We start from the raw sequence: 22949 nt of genomic DNA on the forward strand, positions 1-22949 counted from the left end.
TCAACCGAATGTGCAGATCGTTTCTATGTATTTCTCTGTCAGGCAGGCGAAATCCTGTTCGATAAAAAGCTAGACTAAGGTCCGTTGTTACGGGAATTAGTATGAAGATATACTATTAAGGGACAACATTCAAGAAGGAGACTGATTATGAGTAAAAAAAGCATGAGGGCCGGCCTCTCTACTGGCAAAGCCTTACTGGCTATAGTTGGAGGAATCCTGGTTCTGGTCCTTGCCCAAGTTATTGCAAGTCTGATCTACTTGGTACCCTTTCCGCACACGGTATCCATTGTTCTATATTACTTGCTGTATATTGCGCTTGCCTATCTGGGAGTTAAGCTGTTAAGTGAACGGATACTGAAGCTGTCTTTACAGGAATGCCGCATACATAGACCGCGTGCTGCTGCAAGATGGCTGCTGTGTGCCGTTACACTGCCTGTTGCTGTATCAGCAATCCTGTTATGCTTGCCCGGTGAATTTATTCCCGGCAACATGGATGCAGGAGAGACTGCCCTCATTATTGTAACAGCAATTGTCGGCACTGGGCTGGGTGCAGGCATCGTTGAAGAAATGATCTTCAGGGGAATCATTATGAAATCACTTGAACTGCGGTGGGGAAAAACGGTAGCAATCTGGGTGCCGTCTGTCATCTTCGGTTTGATCCATGCGATAGGCGCAGGCCTCAATGCCGCTGATTTGCTTCTGCTCTTCGTCGGGGGGACCAGTGTCGGCATTATGTTCTCCTTAATCGTGTACCGAAGCGGCTCCATTTGGAGCAGTGCGATAGTGCATGCTGTATGGAACATAGTTATGATTGGTGATATTTTACATATTGGGACAAAACCTGTTGAGAATGTTATTCTCTCTTACAAATTAACCTTGGATTCCACCTTACTGACTGGAGGGAATTTCGGCGTAGAGCTTTCTGCCGCTGCCATTGCAGGATATTGGTCAGTAATTGCTGTAATAATATATTTGTCCAAAAAGCGCAGTACTCAACCTTTGAACATGCCGACAAGCTTAAGATGACAAACGCCTCCGAAGATCTCAGAGTGAGCAATTCAATTTGTGGTGGCCTAGTCGTCAAGCCTTATAGAGGCAACCAACTATATTCACCACCATTAAAGTATACACCTTGTGCAATGAGTCAGCTTGACGTATACTCCCATTAAGGGAGAGATGGATATGAGAAGAATAGGGAAAATCACGATGTTCACAGGAATTGGATTGTTGAGTCTTATTTTGATAGCCGTTCTTGCGATCAGCGCTTTTGTAATCAAGAGACCTGTGACCACAACCTCCGAACTGGCAGAAGTGAAGCCTTACAAGTGGAATAAAGTCAAGCTGGACGGAAATGTCATCTCTAGTGATGGTTCAGAGTATTTTCTATGGAATAAAAAAGGGGAAAACAATAACTGGATTATCTTCTTTTCCGGAGGCGGGGCCAGTTGGGATGCCAAAAGCGCCGAGCATCCGATCAAGATCATGAATTTCATTAAGGGCGGGGATACAGGCAATTATTTTCCCAACATCCCCTTCTATATGCTCTCCTTGCTGAGAGGCATGATGGACACGGATAACCCTGACAACCCCTTCAACGGCTGGAATGTTGTATATCTGCCTTATTCGACCGGTGACTTCCATATCGGCAAGCACAATGCGGAATATAAGAAGGAAGACGGCACCCCCTTCACTATGCGCTATAACGGCAGCAATAACGTGCGGAGCAGCCTCGACTGGATTTATGCTAATGTGGATAAGCCCGACAAGCTGCTCATCGCAGGCGAAAGTGCCGGCGGGTTCGGCTCCGCCTTCTGGGCGGAGGAGATTTCCAGTCATTATAAGGACTCCAAAATTTATCAATATTCAGACAGCTCCTTCCTGAAATCGGACAAATGGCCGAAGGTTGTGGATCAGGAATGGCACGCTGACTTTACCAAGACATTTGGGTATCCCGCCGAAGCGGATATCATCGGGGCAGCCTTTAAAGCCAACGGACATCTCCTGCCGCCCAATGCCGTACTATTACAATCCTACTCGTTATTTGACGAGATCCTGATTCACTTTCAGAACAACATCAATGATTATAAAGGGCCACAGGACCAGAAGAAGATCAACGAATGGTCACAGCAAATGCGGGCATCCGTGCGTTCTTTGGACGCCGCGTTACCAAATTATTATTATTATCTGACGGACTATGGACTGGATGCTGAGAAGGGCACAACCCAGCACACATTTGCAACGCGAGAAACTTTTTTTCAAGCAGAACAGGATGGAGTTACACTGCTGAAATGGCTGGGGGATGCGGTTAACCATCAGAAGCCCTATTCGGTGGGCAGCAAGTTCCTTGAGAAGTAAGAGTAAGCTCAGCATAATTAAGATTTAAAGACATTTAGCACACGGAAAAATGGCAAGAGGCAGGAGAGAAGATGCATGAAGCTGCGTGAAAAGCAGATGCAAATGACGCGGGAGATGATTAAGGATACAGCGCTGAACCTATTCTGTACGCAAGGCATTGAGCGTACCGATATGGCTCAGATTGCAGAAGAAGCCGGTGTCTCCCGGCGTACTTTGTATCATCATTATAAGGACAAGGAAGAATTAGCCGCCCAGATCTATGTTGAGAATCTGGAGCGGATGTTCGGACAGCTGCTGTTTGACTTTAGTTTCGAGCAGCCCGAAGAATCCCTGGAGATTATTCTGGACAAGTATTTGGCGCTTAGGGAGCATCAGGAGTCGTTGATCTATTACGATGCCATTTTTGGCGTCTACTATAGCACTCTGTCCAAGAATCCCGCTGAACTGCCTGATTTCAAGCAAGCGATGCAGGGGTGGTACACGCGCCTAGTGCAATTGGACACCGTACCGGTAGCTCCCGGGGAAAAAACAAGGTGGATGGACATTCTGCTGAAGTCCACCCACCTGTATTTCATGTATTTGCAAAAAGCCGTAATTATTGCCCACCAACGCGGCGGAGCAGTCACAGAAGAAGACAAGGCTAACGATCGCCAGTTCAAAGATTTCATCATGTTGGGCGTGCGGCACTCCCACCATCACAAAACCACTTAAGTGTGCTTCATGAGCACTTAAGGGGCAATACACTCCACAGAAGTCAGCTTAATTCCCTTCCACCAGATCATCATCAGAGGGCTTATGTCCCTTCCGGCTGGCCGCAGCAGATGGAGAGAAAGGCAGTCTGACGATAAACGTCGTGCCCCCTCCTACTGCACCATCCACCTCGATACTCCCCTGATGCAGAGAGACAATTTTCTTCACAATCGCCAGTCCGAGGCCGTTGCCGTTATTGTTCCCGTTCCGTGACTTGTCGACTTTATAGAACCTTTGGAATACCACGCTGAACTCTTCCGGGGAAATACCGATCCCGTTATCGCTAATGGTAACGGATATTTCTGTTGCACCTACGTCTATCCCGATACGGATGTTCCCGCCCTGCGGTGTAAACTTGATGCTGTTGCTAAGCATATTCATCCAGACTTGCTTAAGCTGATCTTCATCTCCCTGGATCTTGACAGCTACCGGCAGCTCAAGATCAATGACGATGCCTTTGGCCGACCACTGCGGTTCGCAGGTCACAACGACGGTTCGAATCTGCTCGTCAAGATTAAAGGAGCCTGCTTCGAAAGGATGGTGCTCGGAGTCCAGGGAAGCAAGCTTCAGCAGATTATCGCTGAGTCTGGACAGACGTTCACTCTCCGCAATAATGATATCAAGGTATTCGCTGCGTTCTTCCTCCACTACCAGATCATCGCTTCGCAAAGCCTTGGCAAACCCGGAAATAGATGTCAGCGGTGTCTGAATTTCGTGAGAGACATTGGATACAAAGTCCTGCCTCATCTGCTCCAGCTGCTTGAGCTCCCCGGCCATCTCCACATAGCTTTGCGTCAGATCCCCTATTTCGTCCACGCGGTTCACTTTTAACTCTACTTCGAAATCGCCCTTTGCCAGCCTCTTCGTCGCATTTGTCAGTGCTTTGATTGGCTCCACCAGATACCTGGCGGCAATGAGAATACATATACTGCCGAGCAATAGCACGAGTAGAAGCACGAAGAGCATCATCCGGTTAACGATATTTTCGTTCTCGGCGGAATACTGCAGGAACATCGCATGCCACTCCCCTTTTAGCAGAAACGGCATTCCGATGAATATATCCTTATCATCGGAGCTGGAACGATAGAACTTTCCATGCAGCACTTGTTTGACAGCTTCGGGGGTGATAATGACAGCCGGATTATCTTTAAGCCCATAGAAGGTATATTCTCCGGAAGGATTGTACAAGTGGATCGGGTGTGCGGATACCTTAACCATGCTGTTCAGGAACTCATCCGTATCCTTAGGTTTGGCGTCATCATAACGATGAATGATTTCCTTGCCCACAGCGATCATTTCGTTCTGACCCTCATAGCTTATTTGCTTCTGAAAGACATATAGACCAATGAGAAAAGAGCATATTAGGCTAAAAATAATGATGCCGAGAAACGTGAGAATGACACGCACATACAAGGTCTTGATCATGGCTCAGGAATCAGCCGGTAGCCCAGGCCGCGGGCCGTTTCGATTTGAAATCGCTCGTCGTTGCCGGTGAATTTCTCCCTCAGCCGGCTGATATGGACATCGACGGTCCGGCCATCCCCTTCATAGTTCAAACCCCAGATCTGCATAATCAGCTGCTCCCTGGTGAAGATTTGTCCGGGGTGGCTGGCCAGCAGAAACAGAAGCTCGAACTCCTTCAAAGGAATAGCGACCGGCTCATCTCCACGGGTGACCTGAAAGGTACGGCGATTGAGCTCAACATTGCCCACCTGCACAGTCTGGGAAGAAATGACCAGCGAGCGTTTAAGCAGCGCTTTTACCCGCATCACCAGCTCAATGGGGTCAAACGGCTTGGTCAGGTAATCATCCGTTCCCAGTCGGAATCCTTTCACCTTGTGTGCCGACTCTGCTTTGGCTGTTACCATCAGGAGGCCGAGGTTGGCATCCCAGCGCCTGATTTCTCTGCACAGATCCCAACCGTCCAATCCTGGCATCATAATATCGAGAATAACGAGATCCACCCGCGAGTTCTCCACGATGGACAGCGCTTTGACGCCATCGCTGGCCTCTTTGATTTCAAAGCCTTCTTTTCGCAAGTACAAAGACATCAGCTTTCGGATGTTCGCATCATCATCCGCGATAAGTATAGTAGCCACGATCATCCCCCTCTCTTAGGCTTACATTATATATGATTTGTTCCTGGCAAGAAATGGCCTTAGCCGAACTGCCAGCCCAGCAGATTCCAATGGTAAAAGAACAGGCACAGGGCCACAGCCGAAAGTGCGACAAGAGTGTAATGCACGCGCGTGAAAGCCGTCCAGTACTTGTTCTTCCAAGCCAGCACAGCCGAGACAAGCAAAGCCAGAGTCATTCCAACGAATATCACAGGCATGACTAAAACGAGATAAAATGAGGTACTGACGCTGCTGAGTCTCTCCAGCGTGTCCAACGACATAAGCACTGCAAATGTTGTAAAAAAGCTTATTAGTCCCCAACCTGCCGTCACTGCGGAGAGTCGAATCGCCCATTTTTCAGGATTCGTCATCGTCTTGAGCTTCCGTCTGGAGAACAGTAGTCCCAGCAGAGCAGTGAGGAAAATCAGGCTCGAGACGCCGAGCAGGACAAACCAGAACTTGTTCTTATCTATGAGCGGTGTGCGTTCCAGCGGCATATCCGGAATAGCTTCCAAGAGCATATGTGTGACTTTCCCGGAGTCGTCGGTGCGAAATCCGATTTGTTCCGCGCCTCCCTCATGCTGGAACAGATTAGTGTCCACAGGTACATATAATTGTTGCTCACTGCCACTTCCCAAGGACAGTTTATTGTCTGAGACGGTCACATTAATCTGGGAGAAAAAACTGAAAAATTTATCAATGTCGCTGAAATTGCGGCGTGTAAATTGATAGGAGCCCGCATACTTTTCTAGAGATTCCGTAGAAGCGGAAATCACAGGCTGCTGAGTTACAGGAGCAGGATAATATTTGTTAAAGAATGCTCGAACCAGACCTTCTGCGGACTCACTGCCCTGACCGCCATTGTAGGAGACGAAGATGCCGACATTCTTAGCAGGCACAAGATACAATTCCGTGTTGAACATCGGATCCGCACCGCCATGGGCAATAACACTCAGGCCGTTATACCGTTTCTCGGCGAATCCAAGATCCACTCCCGGCATACGTTTGTCGAATTGAAATGCCGTTGAATGCATTAATTTAGCCGTATCCGCTCTCAGAATCTCCTTGTCCCCATACTTCCCGTTCTGCAGATGGGCGATCATGAAGTGAGCCATGTCTTCTGCAGATACTGTACCTGAGCCGGCGGGACGAAAACCTCCTTCGAATGTAGGTGTACCGGGAACAAAACTGCCGTTCTCACTTGTGTAACCCAGAACTTCGTAAGGCTTAAACTGCTCCGGCAAAGGCTCCACTACGGTCGCATATTTCATATCCAGCGGATCGAAAATGTACTTTTTAATGTAATCATCGTAAGGAATGCCGCTTACTTCCTCCACAATCAGGCCCGCGAGTGTGGCGCCATAGTTGGAATAGGAACTGATCTCGCCTGGCGGTCTTACCCGTGCCGGCATATGCTTGTCGAGCGTTTCGGAGATCGACCCCGGCAGTTTGGCAGGGTCCGTGGTGATTTGATAGCCGACGCCACCTTCTTCGAACCCGGCTGTATGTGTCATCAAATGACGCATTGTGATAGGCTCAGGATAGGTAGCAGGTATCTTCACTGATTTCAGGTAGGTATTAATATCGGTATCCAGATCAATCTTGCCCTGCTCCATCAATTGCATCACCGCCGTCCAGGTGAACAGCTTAGTGGTTGAAGCGATCCGGAACATGCTGGTTGCAGGATCAACCGGTGCAGCTTTTTCCAGGTTGGAACTGCCGTATCCCTTCGCCAGGATAATCTTGCCGTCCTTCAGAATGGAGATGACCGCTCCCGGAATTTGCAGCCTGTTCATATCTTCTTCCATGATTCCATCAACGAAGGTAGTGAGACCCGCAGTGTCATCAAGATTCCCTGGCGCTTCAATCTGATGCACCTCTGGCTTGGCTTGAGCCGTTTCGGCCGAGGCGAGTTTCCCGGAAAACATCAGGGTTTCCCCTAACCCGGCACCTAGAACAGCCAAGACGGCCAGACCAGCGATCAGCCTTTTTTTCATCATTGTAAACATCATTTATCCTCCGTATCATCATTTATTGGGATTGGATGATCATCCGCCCTAACACTTATAGAGATTATCAAAGTATTATGAATGGATTGTTAACAAGCTATAAAAAACAAACAAGACTGCTTTGCCGCCGCCAAGAGCGACAGAAAGCAGTCTATTTACAGTTACCGGGATTCAATTTATATAGCTGGCTATTTCAATACCGATGCGCTAAAAATCTGCGTAGATTCTTTCTATCAAAAAAGCCGCTCCGGAATGACCAAAGCGGCATGAAAAACAGCATCAAATACAGAATCTGCTACGGGCTCAATCTTTAAAGAATAACGGTAAATAGTCCTTGTTCTTGAGCAGCATTTCTTCAAGCATCTGCTCCGCTGCATTAACGGAATCTACCAAGGGATGGTTCGCTAAAGCCTGCAGAGCCAGCCCTCTGTCTCCGGTAACAGCAGCTTCAATCGCAAGCTGCTCATAGGTTTTCACCGCATGAATCAGCCCTTTGGCAGCCACAGGCACCCGTGATACAGGCAGTGGAATCGGCCCTTGGCTAGTGACGACACAGTTCACTTCAATAGATGCATCCGCCGGGAGGAAATCCAATACTCCCTGATTGCGCACATTGAGAGTCTGAATATCGCGAGTATCATTGTAAATGGATTTCATCAATAGCACTGCGGCTTCCGAGTAGTACGCCCCGCCTCTTTTCTCCAGCTGCTTAGGTTTCTCAGACAGATTGGGGTCCAGATATAGCTCGAACAATTCATCCTCCAGCCGCTTAACCACCTCGGCCCGGGTTCCTTCATGCTCCAGGGCATGCTGCTGCTCCTCCAGCAGTTCCCTGGTCAGATAGAAATATTTTAAGTAATAGGATGGAATGGCCCGGAGCGATGAGATAAAGCTGGCGTTCCATTGGAATTGAGGCACGTTCTTGGCAGAATAACCGTCACGGTTATCCAGTAGCTCCTGCAGCTTATCCTCTCCTTTAATGTGTACCTGAGTAATCCAGTGCAGGTGGTTGAGGCCTACAAATTCGCAGTAAATGTCTCTGGCTGGCGTCTCATACAACTGCGACAACCACTTATAAGCAGCAATCGGTGAATTGCAGAGCCCGATGGATTTGACCTTGGTATGCTTCAGAATGGCCTCGGTAACCATCCCTGCCGGATTCGTAAAATTCAACATCCAGGCCTCCGGGCAAATCTCCTCAATATCCCGGCAAATGTCCAGCAGCACCGGAATCGTCCGCAGCGCCTTCATCATGCCACCCGGTCCGGTCGTCTCCTGGCCGATGATCCCGTACTTCAGCGGGATGGTCTCATCCCAGATCCGTGCTTTGAGCAGACCTACCCGCATCTGGGTGGTCACAAAGTCCGCTCCCACCAAAGCTTCGCGTCTGTTCAGCGTCTGCTCTACCGTAATGGGCAGACCCGACTTCTCAATCATCCGCTGCGCCAGATTGCCAACAATCTTTAACTTTCCCTGTCCTTCGGGGATATCCACCAGCACAATTTCACGGACAGGAAAGCTATCAAAATTGAGAATAAACCCTTCGATAATCTCCGGCGTATAGGAAGAACCGCCGCCAATCACAACGACCTTTAAGCTTTTACCCATGCTGTATTCACTCCTTCTATGGAAAGCTGCTGTTCAAGCGCTTCATATACTTTATCCGCTATGGTCAATCCCGATTTCTCCATCGCGCGCAGGATCGCACCGCCCACAGGCTCCATCATTAATACACGTATTGTGCAGCCTTCTGTCAGCTGCCCCTTGATGGCCGGTGCCATGTATTTCCCGCCGTTGCGGGTCAGGACACTGCCGACCAATACTACATCAAGTGTAGCTTCCTCCATTCCAAGCTTCTCAATGACGGCTCTCGCCGAAAGACCCAGCTCAAGCCCTTGCTGCTGAAGGATCCGAAGCGCCACGCGGTCACCTTGATCCGCCGCTGGAAAGAGAAGCCTGGTCAGATCCACAGGAATATGTCTGCCATGATCGAGATAATCATGAAAGAGGCTTTCTACAGAGTCATACCCGAGCGTACCCAGCACCGCTTCCGTCAGCAGTGTCCGTTCCTCTCTGCCTTCCCAGGAGCGGATCACTGAACGGAATACCTCGACAGCCAGCTCGCTTCCGCCGCCAAAATCTCCGAATGCATAACCAAAGCCACCGCACTGCAGTTCTTGTCCCTCAGGACTAATTCCGAGGCAGTTGGTTCCCGTTCCGCAGATCAACACCACACCATACGGCTGTCTTGTACCCGCCCGCAGGCCGATAACGGTATCGCAGACAATCTCATAATTGGTGAAACCCAGCGCTTTAATCATTGGGCGCAAAACAACATAATCTGCTTCCCGGTCCGCTCCGGCCAGTCCAAATGACGCGAACGCAATATCGCTGCGGCTTAGCCGCGCGCCTTGCAGCGCCTGATCGACCGATTCGGTAATGCTGGTCCGGGCCAGCTCCACATTGACTTGATGATTACCGCATCCACTCATTCCACTGCTTACAATCGTTCCTGACTCATCTGTAATTACAGCAATGGTCTTGCTTCCACCTGCATCTATCCCCAAATAATAGTTCAATCCCTAGTCACCCCTGACTAATGTCGCCTTTATATTTTGATGTGGATTTCCTGTAAACCAGTTCAGGCTTTAGCTGCACTCTGGTATGGCTGACCTCGCTGCCATTGATCATGTCCAGCAGGATCTTCACTGCATGCTGTCCCATCAGATCCGCCGGTTGACGGATGGTCGTGAGTGCAGGATGAACTTCCTGGGCAAAAGACTGGTCGTCATACCCGATGACCGATACATCATCCGGCACGTTGTAGCCCGCTTCCTTCAATGCCCGGATGACGCCAAGTGCAATGACATCATCGGCGGCGAAAATGGCAGACGGGATGTTGCCGCGGGCAATCATGTCCTGCATGAGGCCATAGCCACAATTGGTGCCGAACCCCCCTTCGATAATCATGAAGGGAGACAGTCCGGCTTCGTTCATTGCATCCATGAAGCCCTCTTTCCGCTGACGGGCGCTGAGGAACACGCTTTGTCCGGTGATATGGGCAATACGCGTATGTCCAAGCGCAATCAGATGTTTGGTCGCTTCATACCCTCCCAAATAGTTGTCAACGTTGATCGTCGTAACATTGCTGTGCTCCCCATGACTGTCAATCATCACAAAGGGGATTCGCTTGCGCTCCAGCTCAGCGATATAAGCCTCTTCTTCTAATGAAGAAAGTACGATGATTCCGTCTACACGATCTTCCTGGAACAAGAAATTACTTGCTTCTGAGAAGCCATTCACAGGCTCGGAATCAATGGACAGCGCCAGAAAGTAGCCGCTTAGCTTGAGACTTTCAAAGACCGATTTCACGACACTGTCGAACACCGTATCGTTCAGGGCCGTCAGCGTTAATCCGATCACACCCGTCTTCCCCCTGACCAGGGTTCGCGCTGCTGAGTTCGGGCTATAGTTCAATTCTTTAATGGCTTCGAGCACCTTTTGTCTGTTTTTCTCCCGCACCGATGAGACATTGTTAAGCACACGGGAGACTGTCACGACAGACAATCCGGACTTTCTGGCTACATCGAATATATTAACTTTCATAGGTAAACTCCTAATCTGATTTGGTTCTTTTTAGTATATCATGAGTGTCACCGGACTCGATGTAGGAGTTTGCTTGCTTTATTTGTTCAAATTCTTCAGGTTTTCCTGCCATCTTTCCGTCTTATACTTCAGCAGCTTGGCATATCCATTCTTCTGGGCATCCACTTCAGCCTGATCGAGAATTGCCAGCACTTCTTCATCATTTTTGGCACTCAGGATGGCTTTGGATTTGGCCTTGTCGAACACATCCTTCACACTCTGAGCAATGATTCCCTCTTCACTATCGCCTGGCGGGTCCAGATTAACGAATTCCGTCGTATTAAACTGCGTCTTCCAGGTGATTTCGAGCTGCCAGCGTGTCTCCCAGCTACGTTTGTCCTCCGGCAGCGTCTGTTCAAATTTGCTCTTCGACTTATCCACATAGACTGTGTTTCCTGTCCATTGGAAGTCCACGGTGGAGTTCATCAATTTGCTTAGGCCTTCAACATCACTTGTATATTTATCTGTGAAAATCGGAGAGTCCTCATCATCCGTTCCGTCCCAATATAAACCTTCCGGCCCCCACATCGTTACCCGCTGTCCTTCCGGTCCTGTCATCCAATCCAGGAAGGCAAAGACCGCCTCGGGATCTTTTGCAGCTTGTGTAATGACATTTACGTTCCAGCCCAGCTGATTGTAATCGCCCGGGAAGATTTTGTTACGATCCAGACCCTCTTTATGTATAGGCCAGACCATAATATATCCTGCCTTCGGATCTGCCGCCTTCAGCAGAGCATCCCCAGCAGCCCCGAATTCTGTTGGACTCGATGACGCAAATACGGCAATCCGTCCAGTGGTCACCTTCTCCGATACCTGCTCCCGCTTTTGTGTGAACGCATCTTGCGTCATCAGCCTTTCACGCATTAATTTACTCGAATATTGCATGGATTCACGGTATACCGGATCTTTAAAGATGGACGTCAGCTCATTGCCTTGAGGTACGGCCATAATCGAATTAAAGCGATAAGGACGGTTCTCCGCGAACGCCGAGGTTAAAATCTCAATTCCATCCGCCTGCCCGACTTCCAGCGGGATGACGTTCGGATACTTTTCCTTCACTTGCTTCAAATATTGATATAGATCCTCGGTAGTCTCTAATGAAGGCGAGCCCAACTCCTCATAGATTTTCTTGTTGACCATATATCCGGCATTGCCGTTAGGCTGCGAGGTATACCAGTTCGGGAATTGATACAGCTTGCCATCCGAGGAGCGCAGCATATTGAGCGTCGATTCTCCGGCCCATTTTTTCAAGTTAGGATATTTGTCCAGATAATCGTCCAAGGGCACCAGCAAGCCGTTCGCACGCAGCTTCTCAATGTCGGAGCCTCGTTCCATCCACATCACATCCGGCAAATCGCCTGAGGCAATCATGGTGTTCAGCTTCTGCTTGGCATTCCCCCCGGAGTTGATGGGAACGACATTGACTTTCTTAGTATCCTTTATCCATTTCGTAGCCGGATCTTCTCCCCAGGCTGGCATGGAGTACCAATCGTAATGCCCATAGAATGAGAACTCCAGTGGCTTATCGCCAAGGGCAAATCCCCCTTCCTTGTTGTTCCCGGTAGACGTTTCTCCTGAAGGCTTATTGGTTGAATTCGTGTTGTTGCTGCTACAGGCGGCCAGCATCGGCATGACCATCAGTGCAGTGGTCAGAAGCATAAACATGGATCTCCTCAGTTTTACCATCTTAAAAACTCCCTTCATATTCTATTTATTGGTCAAGCATGACGCTTTGAACCCGGAAGGAATGGCCAGAGGGCCACTAGGCAACAGACTACTCTTTTAACGAACCTACCAGCACACCCTTCACAAAATACTTCTGAACGAAGGGATACACGCACATGATCGGGACGGTTGCAACCATCATGGTCGCCATGGACAAGGATTTGCTCGTGACGGTCTTCATTTGTTCCATGTGGCTTTTGGCCGCTGAATCCATCTGGCTCATCTGCTCGCTCATAATATTGGAATTGAGGATTTGCTGGAGCTTGGTCTGAATCGGCAGCAAATCGACATTGTTGATATAAATGCTTGGCATGAACCAGTCGTTCCAATGATAAATGGCTGTGAACAGTGACAATGTCGCGAGCACGGGACCGGATAAAGGAAACACGATGCGGAACAATACTCCCCAGTTGCTGCATCCGTCTATTTTCGCGGATTCTTCCAAGCCCCCGGGAAGCCCAAGGAAAAAGGTTCGGAAGATAATCATGTTCCACACGCTGATGATCCCCGGAATGACCAGAACCCAGAACGTATTCATTAGTCCCAGTTCCCGAACCAGCAGGAACGAAGGAATCAGACCGCCGCTGAAATACATCGTAACGATGCACATAATCATGTAATACTTGCGCCCTATCAACTCTTGCTTCGTCATGCCGTATGCCAGAATGGCCGTAGCCAGTATAGATAGCAACGTTCCGACTCCTGTCCGGAGCAGCGTGATCACAAAGCCGTTCACAAGCCTTGAATCCTCGAACACGATTTTATAATTGTCCAGTGTGAAGTCGCGGGGCCAGAAGGCAACCCCTCCCATAACCGTATCCATTCCGTTGTTAAATGAAATAACTGCCGCATTCCAGAAGGGATAGAAAGTCACAAACGCCAATATCGATAGCAGAAAATAGATACTCCAGCTCAACATCTTATCTCCAAAACTCATCCTGTGCATGATGCAGCCGCCTCCTTCAAGTCATATCCCCGGATTACCATAAGCTGTTTCCCGATCTTCGTGAGAAGAGATTGGCCATAGTCAGCATGCCTACGCTTATGATCGCCTTGAACAGTCCAGCCGCCGTCGCATAGGAGAATCTTGAATTCTCTATCCCTATCCGGTACACATACGTGTCCAGAACTTCGGAGACATCCCGCAATACCGGGTTGGAGCCCAAGAGCAAAATATCCTCAAATCCCGCACTTAGCAAGTTGCCGATAGCCAGGATCATAAATATGGTAATGACAGGAAGAATGGAAGGAATGGTGATGCGGTAAATTTGCTTAAATCTGCTAGCTCCGTCAATGGAGGCTGCCTCGTAGATATGAGGGTCCACACCGGCAATCGCAGCCAGATACACGATGGACGCAAAGCCGATTTCTTTCCAGACACCTGTCGTGACGAGAATCGTCCAGAAGTATTCTGGTATAGATAGGAAGTTAATAGGCTCGTCGATCAGATGCACACTTTGCAGAAGAATGTTAATGCTGCCGTTATCGGTCGACAGGAGGGAAATGACAAATCCCGAGACAATGACCCAGGACAGAAAATGCGGCAAATAACTGATTGTCTGAACGACCCGCTTGAATGCAGCCTTTTTGACTTCATTCAGCATGAGCGCCAGAAGGATTGGAGCCGGAAAACCAACGAAGAACTTGAGCAGGCTGATCACCAGCGTATTGCGCATCACGGTCCAGAATTCAGGAGCATTGAAGAACATCTCAAAATGCTTGAATCCGACCCAGGGACTATGTAGAAAACCTTTATAAATGCTGTAATCCTGAAATGCCATCAGCACCCCGTACATCGGAATGTAACTGAAAACAAAAACGAACAACAATGCGGGAATCACCATCAGTTGAATATCCCATTGTTTGAAAAACCTTCGTGCCAGCGAATCCTGCTTTATCTTATGTTCTTTAGTGACTGAGACTGGAATCATTAACATCCCTCGCTCCCATGTGCTGTAAAATTAAAACCTTTTAACTTTTGTCCTAAAAAAATATCATTATAATTAAAACCTTTTAACTTTCATTCAAAAAAATAAAAGCCTCCTTCCATGCCCTTGAACATTTCATACAGTGAGAGGACCTTTCCCTAAAGGGATTGTAAGCGCTATTATCGTGTGTGTCAATACTGAAAATTTGTATCTGCTATAAATATTAAAGCGTCATCACCTCTTCCATTATGTTAGTTTATGTTACACATTCGGCGACTTGTTAGTAGGATTATAAAACATTGAAATGAGATTGTCGATACTTTTTGAAGTTTTTAATTGTATTTCAGAAAAAAACGAGGGCTAAATCACTGAAATTTGAATATTCGCACGTCGAGTGTTATGTATTATAACATTAAACTCAAATTAGCTTCTGCGTTAAAACAAGCATTTTGATACTGTATTCTGAAAGGGTACAACATGAGCTGATCCATTTAAAACTGAGGAGTGATAATGACCATATTTGCAGTAAATCTCAAAGGAATATTGACAGTATTGAAGTAGAAAACAAGAAGTAATCTATAAAATAAAGGCGAATTCTCATTCATAATTGAACGGAAATTCGCCTTTATTTATTTTTGGGCATTTCACAAGTCAGTACTGAACCTTTGATCGTGCCGACAAGCTTAAGATGACAAACGCATCCTAAGCTTGATTCTGTAGTCCCGGCGGGATCGTACCGGGCTTCAGATCTTTACATGCTAAGCCGAATATTCCTCAGCCTCATCCCTGGACGGGGCTTCGCCCGACATTTGCTTCAGCAGTTTTTTCATCATGACCGAGGCTTTCACTTTGGTGTGCAGGCAGGGTGAGACTTCTATGGAATAATGGCCCTTACGCACTGCTTCCCTCAATTCCTTCATCGTGGAGCAGGCGTATTCCAGCTTATTCACCACGCTGCCATATTGTAGGCATTGATGGCTGTCGCTTCCGGCAATGACCGGCACGCCCAGCTTGGCAGCAAAAGGAGTAATCAATGCACGGTACGCCTCCGCTCCCTGCATGTAAATATCCTTGGCATTGAAATCAAAAGCATCCAGCCGGGCCAGCTGCTCCGGGTCCAGATGATGCAGCGGAGTGGAGCTCCGGAACGGGTGGCCTCCGATTTTCCACAAGTTCCGGGAATCGGCCAGATCCAGCAGCTGACAGAACGGTATGAAATGCCCCTCTTTGGTGTAATCCTCAAGACTGAAACGGACATCCAGAATATGCTCCTTCAGCCCGATCAGCAGAATATGGCCGGTCTCGGCAATATCCACTTCCATTCCAGGGAAAATTCTCAAGCCGTCCGCCTCGTAATAATGGCCGTTGTAAGGATACATACGGTCCAGCGTCTCATACATCGCGAAGAAGTTGGAGGTGTTGAAATGCTCAGTTAGGGCGATGGCATCCAGACCGTTCGCTATAGCTTCCCTGACCATCTCCCGGAAGTAATCCGGGGAGAAGCTTGATTTCTTGGACAGCTTGCCATGGGTGTGCAGATCTATATTCATAAATGGATTTCTCTCCTTTGTGCTTGTGGGTGAGTTTAATAGAGCAAATTCGGATAGGCAGAACCCGCGAGAAACAGCAAACCTATATACACGGCAGAGCCTGCAATAAAAGCCCAGTCGGTTCGTTTCATGGCCAGATATGACAGCTTCATCTTTCGCACCTGCGGATTCTTCACTGCATAAGTATACCCTCTGGTCTCCAGCGCTTCGACGGTTGTCCGGGAACGTTTGGCTGTATTCAGCATCAATGGATAGAAGACCAGCACGATAATCCGCAAATAATAAGCGGCAGTGCGCCAGTACAGGATTCCATGCTTCAGCGGCCTTTGGCCCCTCAATCTGAACGAGAGCAGAATCTGGTGAAACTCTTCCAGCAGTGTGGGCAGAATCCGGTAACCGTAGGACAAGCTGAAGGCAAAAGCATCCGGTACCCCTAGAGAGGACAATCCGTCACTCAGCCGCTCCGGGTCCAGACTGGAGAAGACAGTAATGCTCGCCAGTGAAATGACGGAGAGCTTGAGCGTCAGCGTCAACATGGGCAGCAGCGATTCTGCCCCGCCCCCGAAGAACAGCGACACCAGGAACATCCAGCCGATCTGGCTGATCAACCCCAGGCAGAGAATAAATATGATATAGGGACTCACCCGGGACAGGATCGTCGTGATGACCATGAGCACAAACATACCAAGCAATATCGTCCGGTTGTACACAAACCAGGGCGCAATCGCGAAGAATACATACCAGATCAGCAGCGTGCGCGGGTCCAGCCTGCCGAGGAAAGTACTGCTGCTGTTGTAAGCATTGCCAAGCAGCTCCAGCTTGATCTGCTCGACTGAAATCCGGTTAAGTGCCCGTTTGACTGTTTCCACCATGCGTAACCGCCTCCTTTCTCCATTCCACAGTCCTGGTAAATTCTTCGAGGCTGCAGCAGATGCGGGGCAGCCCCAGCATCCGGCTCAGCTCCATGAGCTGGGTTTCAGCCAGCCCGGCGCGGCGCAGCAACGCGCCGTCGGAGAATATTTCATCCTTGCTTCCGTCGGCAATAATCATCCCGTCGTTCATCACGATCACCCGGCTGGCCCATTCCGCTACCAGCGCCATGTCATGGGTGGCAATGACCACAGTCTCCACGTGACTGCGCAGCGTCTCCAGCACCTCTACCATCTCCTGCTTCGTTGAAATATCCAGGTTGGCGGTAGGTTCATCCAGCAGCATCACTGCCGGACGGACAGCCGCGCCAATCGCCAGCGAAACCCTGCGCTGCTGCCCGCCGCTGAGCAGGCGGGCGTCACGCTCGGCCAGCTCATGCAGACGGAAGGCCTCCATCATCGCTTCTACCGTTTCATCCGTATCTGTGAGCCGCCTTGCCTTCAAGTAATAGGCGATCTCTCCACGCACGGAGTCGTCGATGAACATATCCTCCGGGTTCTGGAACACATAGGAGGCAATACCGGAGAGGCGCTCCGGCGGCAAGCCGTTCACCTTCATTCCCTTGACATAAACGGTTCCTCCGGTAGGTGTGGTGATGCCGGCAATCAGCTTCATCAGCGAAGACTTCCCTGCGCCGTTGTTGCCGATCAGTGCAACCGATTCCCCGGAGCGCAGCTCCAGGTTAATGCCTTTCAGCACCGGATGCACCGTTTTGTGGATAGTCCGGTAGGAAAGCAGGACCTTATCCATCTTGACAATGGCCTCCCCCTTCCGCTCAACGGGTACGGGAAGCTGCTCTGCGGCAATGGCGGACCATTCGATGCCGCAGCGGCGCATGAAGCAGCCGCCGCTCTCCCCCATGTTCAGCGGATATAGCGTTCCGCTCCGGGGTCCGGGCTGCAGCATCCAAGCTGCCCGGGTCACATCGGGCGGATAGATGCCCAGCGCCAGCAGTTCCTCCACCGAAGACAACGCTTCGCGCACCGGCTTATGCCAGCGCAGCCTGCCGCCGTCCATCAGCACAACCGAATGGCAGTATTCCGCAATGAACTCGGCATGATGCTCGATAACGACGATGGTTTTGCCGTGCTGTTCATTCAGGCGGCGCAGAATGTCGTAGATTTGGCGGGCATGCTGCGGATCAAGCTGTGCGACCGGCTCGTCAATGACGAGAATATCCGGGTCCATCGCCAGCGCTCCGGCCAGCGCAAGCAAATGCTTCTGCCCGCCGCTGAGCTGCCAGATGAATTCGCTGCCCATACCGCTGAGTCCGGTCAGCGCAAGTGCCCGTTCTCCCCGCTCCCGGTAATCGGCCAGGCCGTAATTCAGCGGGGTGAAGCATACATCATCCAGCACGGTCGGACGGACCAGCTGATTCTCAAAATCCTGGTAAACATAGCCCATATGTCTGGAGAGCTGGCTTACACTTTTCCCGGTTGCAGATTCTCCGCGCAGCAAAACCTCACCTTCAAAATCACCAGTGTAATAATGCGGGATCAGGCCGTTGAAGCATTTGCAGAGCGTAGATTTCCCCGAACCGTTGCTGCCCATCACCGCAATAAAGTCACCTTCCTGGAGCTTGAGCGATACCTCCTGCAGCACCGGCTGCTCGGCACCCGGATACGTAAACGTTACTTCCTTCAGTTCAAGTACCGGTTTACGCATCAAATTGGCCTCCCCCCTGCCGCCTGCGGGCAGCGCGGCGCAGCAGCACAATAATCACAGTTGCAGCAACAACCGCAGCGGCCAGCATGCTCAACCAGATCAGACTTCCCTCATGAGATTCGGCCCCAGGCAGCTCGAACTCACCGATGCTCCAGCCGGATTCAGACAGCAGCTCCGCACCAAGCGCCAGCAGTGACAGCATGATGCCGCCAATGACGAGCTTCGGTGAAAGCCAGGCACCGCTGGTGTATTTCATATTCCGTTCGCGGGGTTTCATTCCAAGCAGGGGTTCGATTTTTCCGTATAAACGCGGCACCAGATATAACGTCGGCAGCAGTGCAAACAGGATGCCGGAGAACAGCACATCATTCAGAAAACCCACACCCTCGATGATTACAATACTTTCGGCCAGTCCTTTAACGGCTTCCAGCTCCTCTACCCCGACCCATACCTTGACGATGTCGATGACCGAGCTGAAGAACTGGTGGATGGCCACCCCGCTGATCGCCGCCACCCCAACCTGCCTGCGGTTCTTGGGATCGGAGACCATGCGGCCTGCCGTATACATCGCCAGTGAGAAGGTAATGAATTTCTCCAGCTCTCCCAGGCCGCCGAATTGACCGAGCATCAGCTCGCCGAAGATTACTTCACCGACAGCGGCACCCACAGCGGCATATAGCGGATGAAACAACATACAGAGCGTGAGCGGGATGAAGGCGAAATACTCGACAGACAGCTCAATCGGCCCAAGCTGCAGGCTTGGAATCAGCTCCGTGAACATGTTGGACAACCCGTACAAGGACATGGACAGCACAAAAATCATCATTTTTTGCGATTGGGTCAGCGTATAACGGTTTTTTAACGTACTCATGAACAAATCGGCCCCCTCCAGGAAATTACCTTAAGTATAGAAAGTGCGTGTCAGCACAGCTTTTCCCGATTGTTAATGCAATGTAATGTTTTTTTCAGTTTTTTTAACGGTGTAAAAATATTTACAACACACTGGGGCCGTATAGTGGAAGCAGAATCTTCTAATCAGGAGGCCTTACCGCTATGTACAAAGACTGGAACCGCCGCCCCTTTTCACCGAATCAAAGGATCCTTGCCGATTTCATCCCCAAAAATGAGCAGCGCGTCCTCTACATGACCGAGCAGGAGATCGCTAACGAGCTGGGCTTAAGCATCGCTTCGGTCTCCCGGTTCTGGAAAGCCGCCGGGTTCAAGCATGCCAAGGATTTTAAGAACCGGCTCCGTTTCCGCTTTGAATCCACTCCGTCCGAGAAAATGCGCGATGTGATGCAGCGGACCGGAAGCGGCTCCCTCCCGCAAAAGCTGCTGGAGATCAGCTCGCATCATCTCGAGGAGACCAGCCGGTATTTGAATGACGCGTTGCTGCAGCGTGCGGTAGAAGCCCTGTCTGCGGCCAGGCAAATCTATGTTTACAGTCCCGGACCCTGTGCGGGCCTCGCTGAACTGATGGCTTACCGTATGGCCCGCTTTGGAATTACGATCAAACGGATGGCCCCGAGCGGTCACGAGCTGCTGGAAACGTTGATGCATGCCGGGAAAAAGGATGTTGTGCTGGCGTTCGGATTTGTCCAGCTTTTGCCGGAAACGGAGGTAATTCTCGATTACGCGCGCGAAGCGGGGTATGTGGTCATCCTGATTACCGACAGACTGGTCTTCCCCCGTTCCTATGATGCCGATATCGTGCTGTACGCGGGACGCGGCGAAGTATGGGAGTTTCACTCCATGGTTGGCCCGACCTACATTATCGAGAATCTGATCCTCGGCGTGGGGCTATTGAGCAAGGAGCACAGTCTGCGCAAGCTGGAAAAGCTTCAGCAGCTGCGGGCTAGATACGGCAGTAAACTTCCGCGGAGCTGAGCCGGTTGAGCCGGAACTGAGGGCTGATACACAAGTCATGTTAGTCACATTAGTCTTGTTAGTAATACTAGTCACGCCATCACGCTGGTATCGCCACACTAAAAAGTCTAAAGTTGCAAAAAAACGTCTAGTCAGAGGTGTGAAGTGCTCCCTTAGAGTAGAAATTGGAATAGACATTAGATTAGACATTAGAATAAACCTTGGTCTATCCGGTGACTCTGCTTAGGTTTTTTCAAGGTACAGCTTATAGATTGTCAGGCTTGCAAAGGAACCCGTTAAATCCAGATTAAGAGTTCAGCAGTTGGAGTAGAGGTTCAGTCCAGCCGCTGCCTGCGCACAAAAAAATCTTTGGCGCAAAATGGAGTAGGCCAAGCCGTTACACAACAAAAAGAGGAACGCAGTTCATCCTGCGCTCCTCTAGATTTACATAACGGGCTTATTGCAATTTCATTCTGCCTATTGCCGTGCCGCCAGCAGTTCCTTGACCGCCTCAGGGTTATTAACCGGCTGGCGGCAAGCAAAGTTCCGGCATTCATACGCCATCGCCTGTCCACCCACCGTCGGCTTGTCCGCCAGATGCGGCAGCAGCTTCCGCAGCGTATCCTCTCCGCTGCCTTCCCAGTTCACAATCAGTGCAGCATCCGGCAAGTAAGCCTGCTGTACCTGGGCGAGCATGCCGTGCAGGGCCGGGTCCTCCCGCTTGCCGGAGAGCACCCATTCCCTGCCGCCGGAAGCCATCGCCAGATGGGCCTGCAAATACATTGCATAACCAGGCGGGTACTCCGATGCAGCGGAGGACAGCACCGCTGCGGTCCGCTCAGCGATTGCCTTTAGCTCCACATCCTGCGAGATCACTGACAGCTTCCACAGTAGCTTCGCCGCCACGGAATTCCCGGATGGGATTGCTCCGTCATACAATTCCTTGGAGCGGATCGGCAGTTCTTCACCATCATGACCAGTGAAGAAGAACCCGCCGCCTGCCTCGTCAATGAACAGCTCCAGCAGTCCGTCCTTGAGCGCTAACGCACGCTCCAGGTAGAGAGCTTGGCCCGTAGCTTCATACAGCTCGGTCAGCCCCCAGAGCATAAAAGCATAATCATCCACATAGGCAGGGATTGCCGACTCCCCGTCACGGTAGCGGGCCAGCAGCCTGCCATCTTCACGCCGCAGCTTCTTCCAGATGAAATCCGCCGCCGCAGCCGCAGCTTTGGCATACTCCGGCTTCTGCAGCGCCTTCGCTCCCTTCGCCAGCGCCGTGATCATCAGCCCGTTCCAGGAGGTCAGCACCTTGTCATCCTTGGACGGATGAATACGCTGTTCCCGGTACGCGAACAGCTTCTCGCGCCATTCGTCCGTGCGGGTCCGCAGTCCAAGCGGATTCAACCCCATCCGCTCAGCCATTTCATCCGGCAAGCCCTGCAGCAGATTCGGAATATTAGCACCTTCGAAATTGCCCTCCGGTGAGATCCCGTACACATGGCAATAGGAATGCATATCCTCAAGCCCCAGCGCTTCCTCAATCTGCTCACGGGTGAAGACATAGAACTTCCCTTCAACACCTTCCGAATCCGCATCTTCCGCTGAGTAGAATGCCCCTTCAGGCGAGGTCATATCACGCAGCACATACGTGAAGATCTGCTCCGCAATCTCTGCATACAGCGGCTTCTTCGTGATCTGGTATGCCTCCAGATAGGTAATAGCCAGCAGCGCATTGTCGTAGAGCATTTTCTCGAAATGCGGCACCAACCATTCACGGTCTGTAGAATAACGGGAGAACCCGAAGCCCACATGATCGTACATTCCACCCCGGTACATGGCATCCAGCGTCTTCTCTACCATCCGTAGCGCTTCCGGCTGATCATAGTTCTGACTGTACGCCAGCAAGAAAGACAAATTATGCGGCGAAGGAAACTTCGGCGCATTGCCGAACCCGCCGTATTCCTCATCGAATTGGCGGCGGTACAATTCATAAGCTTCGTGCAGCAGTTCTTCGCCGGGAATTGCTCCTACGCTGCCTTCGCTGATACTTTGCGAGTTCTTCCGGTCCAGCGACTGAAGGTCCGCCAGCAGCTCATCTCCAAGCTTGTCCAGCGCTTCACCGTCCTGCTCCCATTTGCGTTGAATTTGCTCCAGCACATCCATCAGCCCAATACGCCCGAACATCTGCCGCTTCGGAAAATACGTCCCCGCATAAAACGGCTTCTTTTCCGGCGTCAGCAGCACCGTCAGCGGCCAACCCCCGCTCCCGGTCAGCGCCTGACACACCGACATATACAGCGCATCAATATCCGGCCGCTCCTCGCGGTCAACTTTGATGGCGACAAAATTATTGTTAAGAAGCTGGGCGACTTCTTCGTCTTCGAAGGATTCGCGTTCCATTACGTGGCA

Annotated in this window: 18 protein-coding genes; 4 read left to right on the top strand and 14 right to left on the bottom strand. The window is 50.5% G+C overall.

Annotated elements, in window-relative coordinates:
* Window positions 1-147 precede the first annotated feature (147 nt).
* The 3 genes from ACAN56_RS16995 (at window position 148) to ACAN56_RS17005 (ending at window position 3066) form a co-directional block, all read left to right on the top strand.
* On the top strand, window positions 148-1026 hold the full coding sequence (locus ACAN56_RS16995; RefSeq protein WP_052092158.1) for a CPBP family intramembrane glutamic endopeptidase: 879 nt from the start codon (window positions 148-150) through the stop codon (window positions 1024-1026).
* 156 nt (window positions 1027-1182) lie between these two features.
* Entirely contained in the window at window positions 1183-2355 is a 1173-nt protein-coding gene (locus ACAN56_RS17000) for a pectinacetylesterase family protein (RefSeq protein ID WP_231578294.1), read from the top strand.
* Between the two features lie 75 nt (window positions 2356-2430).
* Window positions 2431-3066: a TetR/AcrR family transcriptional regulator gene (locus ACAN56_RS17005; protein WP_379144352.1), complete on the top strand. Its 636-nt coding sequence runs from the start codon at window positions 2431-2433 to the stop codon at window positions 3064-3066.
* A gap of 48 nt (window positions 3067-3114) precedes the next feature.
* Here ACAN56_RS17005 and ACAN56_RS17010 read toward each other — a convergent pair whose 3' ends face one another.
* The 13 genes from ACAN56_RS17010 to ACAN56_RS17070 form a co-directional block, all read right to left on the bottom strand.
* Complete coding sequence (locus tag ACAN56_RS17010) at window positions 3115-4530, bottom strand: HAMP domain-containing sensor histidine kinase (protein WP_379144355.1); 1416 nt, start codon at window positions 4528-4530, stop codon at window positions 3115-3117.
* Window positions 4527-5204, bottom strand: coding sequence for a response regulator transcription factor (locus ACAN56_RS17015; protein ID WP_038593665.1), 678 nt, complete (start codon window positions 5202-5204; stop codon window positions 4527-4529). Before ACAN56_RS17015 ends, ACAN56_RS17010 begins: the two co-directional genes overlap by 4 nt.
* A 59-nt stretch (window positions 5205-5263) precedes the next feature.
* Window positions 5264-7231 carry a serine hydrolase domain-containing protein gene (locus ACAN56_RS17020; RefSeq protein WP_379144358.1) on the bottom strand — a complete coding sequence of 656 codons (1968 nt, stop codon included), beginning with the start codon at window positions 7229-7231 and terminating at the stop codon, window positions 5264-5266.
* Window positions 7232-7534: 303 nt separating this feature from the next.
* Window positions 7535-8839 carry a 6-phospho-beta-glucosidase gene (locus tag ACAN56_RS17025; protein WP_038593669.1) on the bottom strand — a complete coding sequence of 435 codons (1305 nt, stop codon included), beginning with the start codon at window positions 8837-8839 and terminating at the stop codon, window positions 7535-7537.
* Entirely contained in the window at window positions 8824-9810 is a 987-nt protein-coding gene (locus tag ACAN56_RS17030; protein WP_340897772.1) for an N-acetylglucosamine kinase, read from the bottom strand. The genes ACAN56_RS17025 and ACAN56_RS17030 overlap by 16 nt, the downstream gene beginning before the upstream one ends.
* 7 nt (window positions 9811-9817) lie before the next feature.
* Window positions 9818-10837 carry a LacI family DNA-binding transcriptional regulator gene (locus ACAN56_RS17035; RefSeq protein WP_340897771.1) on the bottom strand — a complete coding sequence of 340 codons (1020 nt, stop codon included), beginning with the start codon at window positions 10835-10837 and terminating at the stop codon, window positions 9818-9820.
* Between the two features lie 78 nt (window positions 10838-10915).
* The gene (locus ACAN56_RS17040) at window positions 10916-12562 is read right to left on the bottom strand and encodes an extracellular solute-binding protein (protein ID WP_038593678.1); all 1647 of its coding nucleotides are present in this window, start codon (window positions 12560-12562) and stop codon (window positions 10916-10918) included.
* An 88-nt stretch (window positions 12563-12650) separates the two neighbouring features.
* Window positions 12651-13547 (bottom strand): carbohydrate ABC transporter permease, encoded by an 897-nt coding sequence (locus ACAN56_RS17045; RefSeq protein WP_379144361.1) that lies wholly within the window; start codon window positions 13545-13547, stop codon window positions 12651-12653.
* A gap of 34 nt (window positions 13548-13581) precedes the next feature.
* Window positions 13582-14532: an ABC transporter permease gene (locus ACAN56_RS17050; RefSeq protein WP_156130912.1), complete on the bottom strand. Its 951-nt coding sequence runs from the start codon at window positions 14530-14532 to the stop codon at window positions 13582-13584.
* 755 nt (window positions 14533-15287) lie between these two features.
* Window positions 15288-16079, bottom strand: a complete 792-nt coding sequence (locus ACAN56_RS17055; protein ID WP_379144364.1) for a PHP domain-containing protein — start codon at window positions 16077-16079, stop codon at window positions 15288-15290.
* 35 nt (window positions 16080-16114) lie between these two features.
* Window positions 16115-16951, bottom strand: coding sequence for an energy-coupling factor transporter transmembrane component T family protein (locus tag ACAN56_RS17060; RefSeq protein WP_306080818.1), 837 nt, complete (start codon window positions 16949-16951; stop codon window positions 16115-16117).
* A complete protein-coding gene (locus ACAN56_RS17065; protein ID WP_379144366.1) occupies window positions 16923-18674 on the bottom strand; it encodes an ABC transporter ATP-binding protein in 1752 nt (583 codons plus the stop codon). The genes ACAN56_RS17060 and ACAN56_RS17065 overlap by 29 nt, the downstream gene beginning before the upstream one ends.
* Complete coding sequence (locus ACAN56_RS17070; RefSeq protein WP_379144368.1) at window positions 18667-19545, bottom strand: DUF8171 family membrane protein; 879 nt, start codon at window positions 19543-19545, stop codon at window positions 18667-18669. The genes ACAN56_RS17065 and ACAN56_RS17070 overlap by 8 nt, the downstream gene beginning before the upstream one ends.
* Window positions 19546-19727: 182 nt before the next feature.
* Here ACAN56_RS17070 and ACAN56_RS17075 point away from each other — a divergent pair, with 182 nt between their 5' ends.
* Window positions 19728-20561: a MurR/RpiR family transcriptional regulator gene (locus tag ACAN56_RS17075; protein WP_379144370.1), complete on the top strand. Its 834-nt coding sequence runs from the start codon at window positions 19728-19730 to the stop codon at window positions 20559-20561.
* Between the two features lie 456 nt (window positions 20562-21017).
* Here ACAN56_RS17075 and ACAN56_RS17080 read toward each other — a convergent pair whose 3' ends face one another.
* Complete coding sequence (locus ACAN56_RS17080; RefSeq protein WP_379144372.1) at window positions 21018-22940, bottom strand: thioredoxin domain-containing protein; 1923 nt, start codon at window positions 22938-22940, stop codon at window positions 21018-21020.
* Between the last annotated feature and the right edge of the window lie 9 nt (window positions 22941-22949).

The sequence above is a fragment of the Paenibacillus paludis genome, from assembly GCF_042610515.1.
In the GTDB taxonomy this organism is placed as follows: domain Bacteria; phylum Bacillota; class Bacilli; order Paenibacillales; family Paenibacillaceae; genus Paenibacillus_AQ.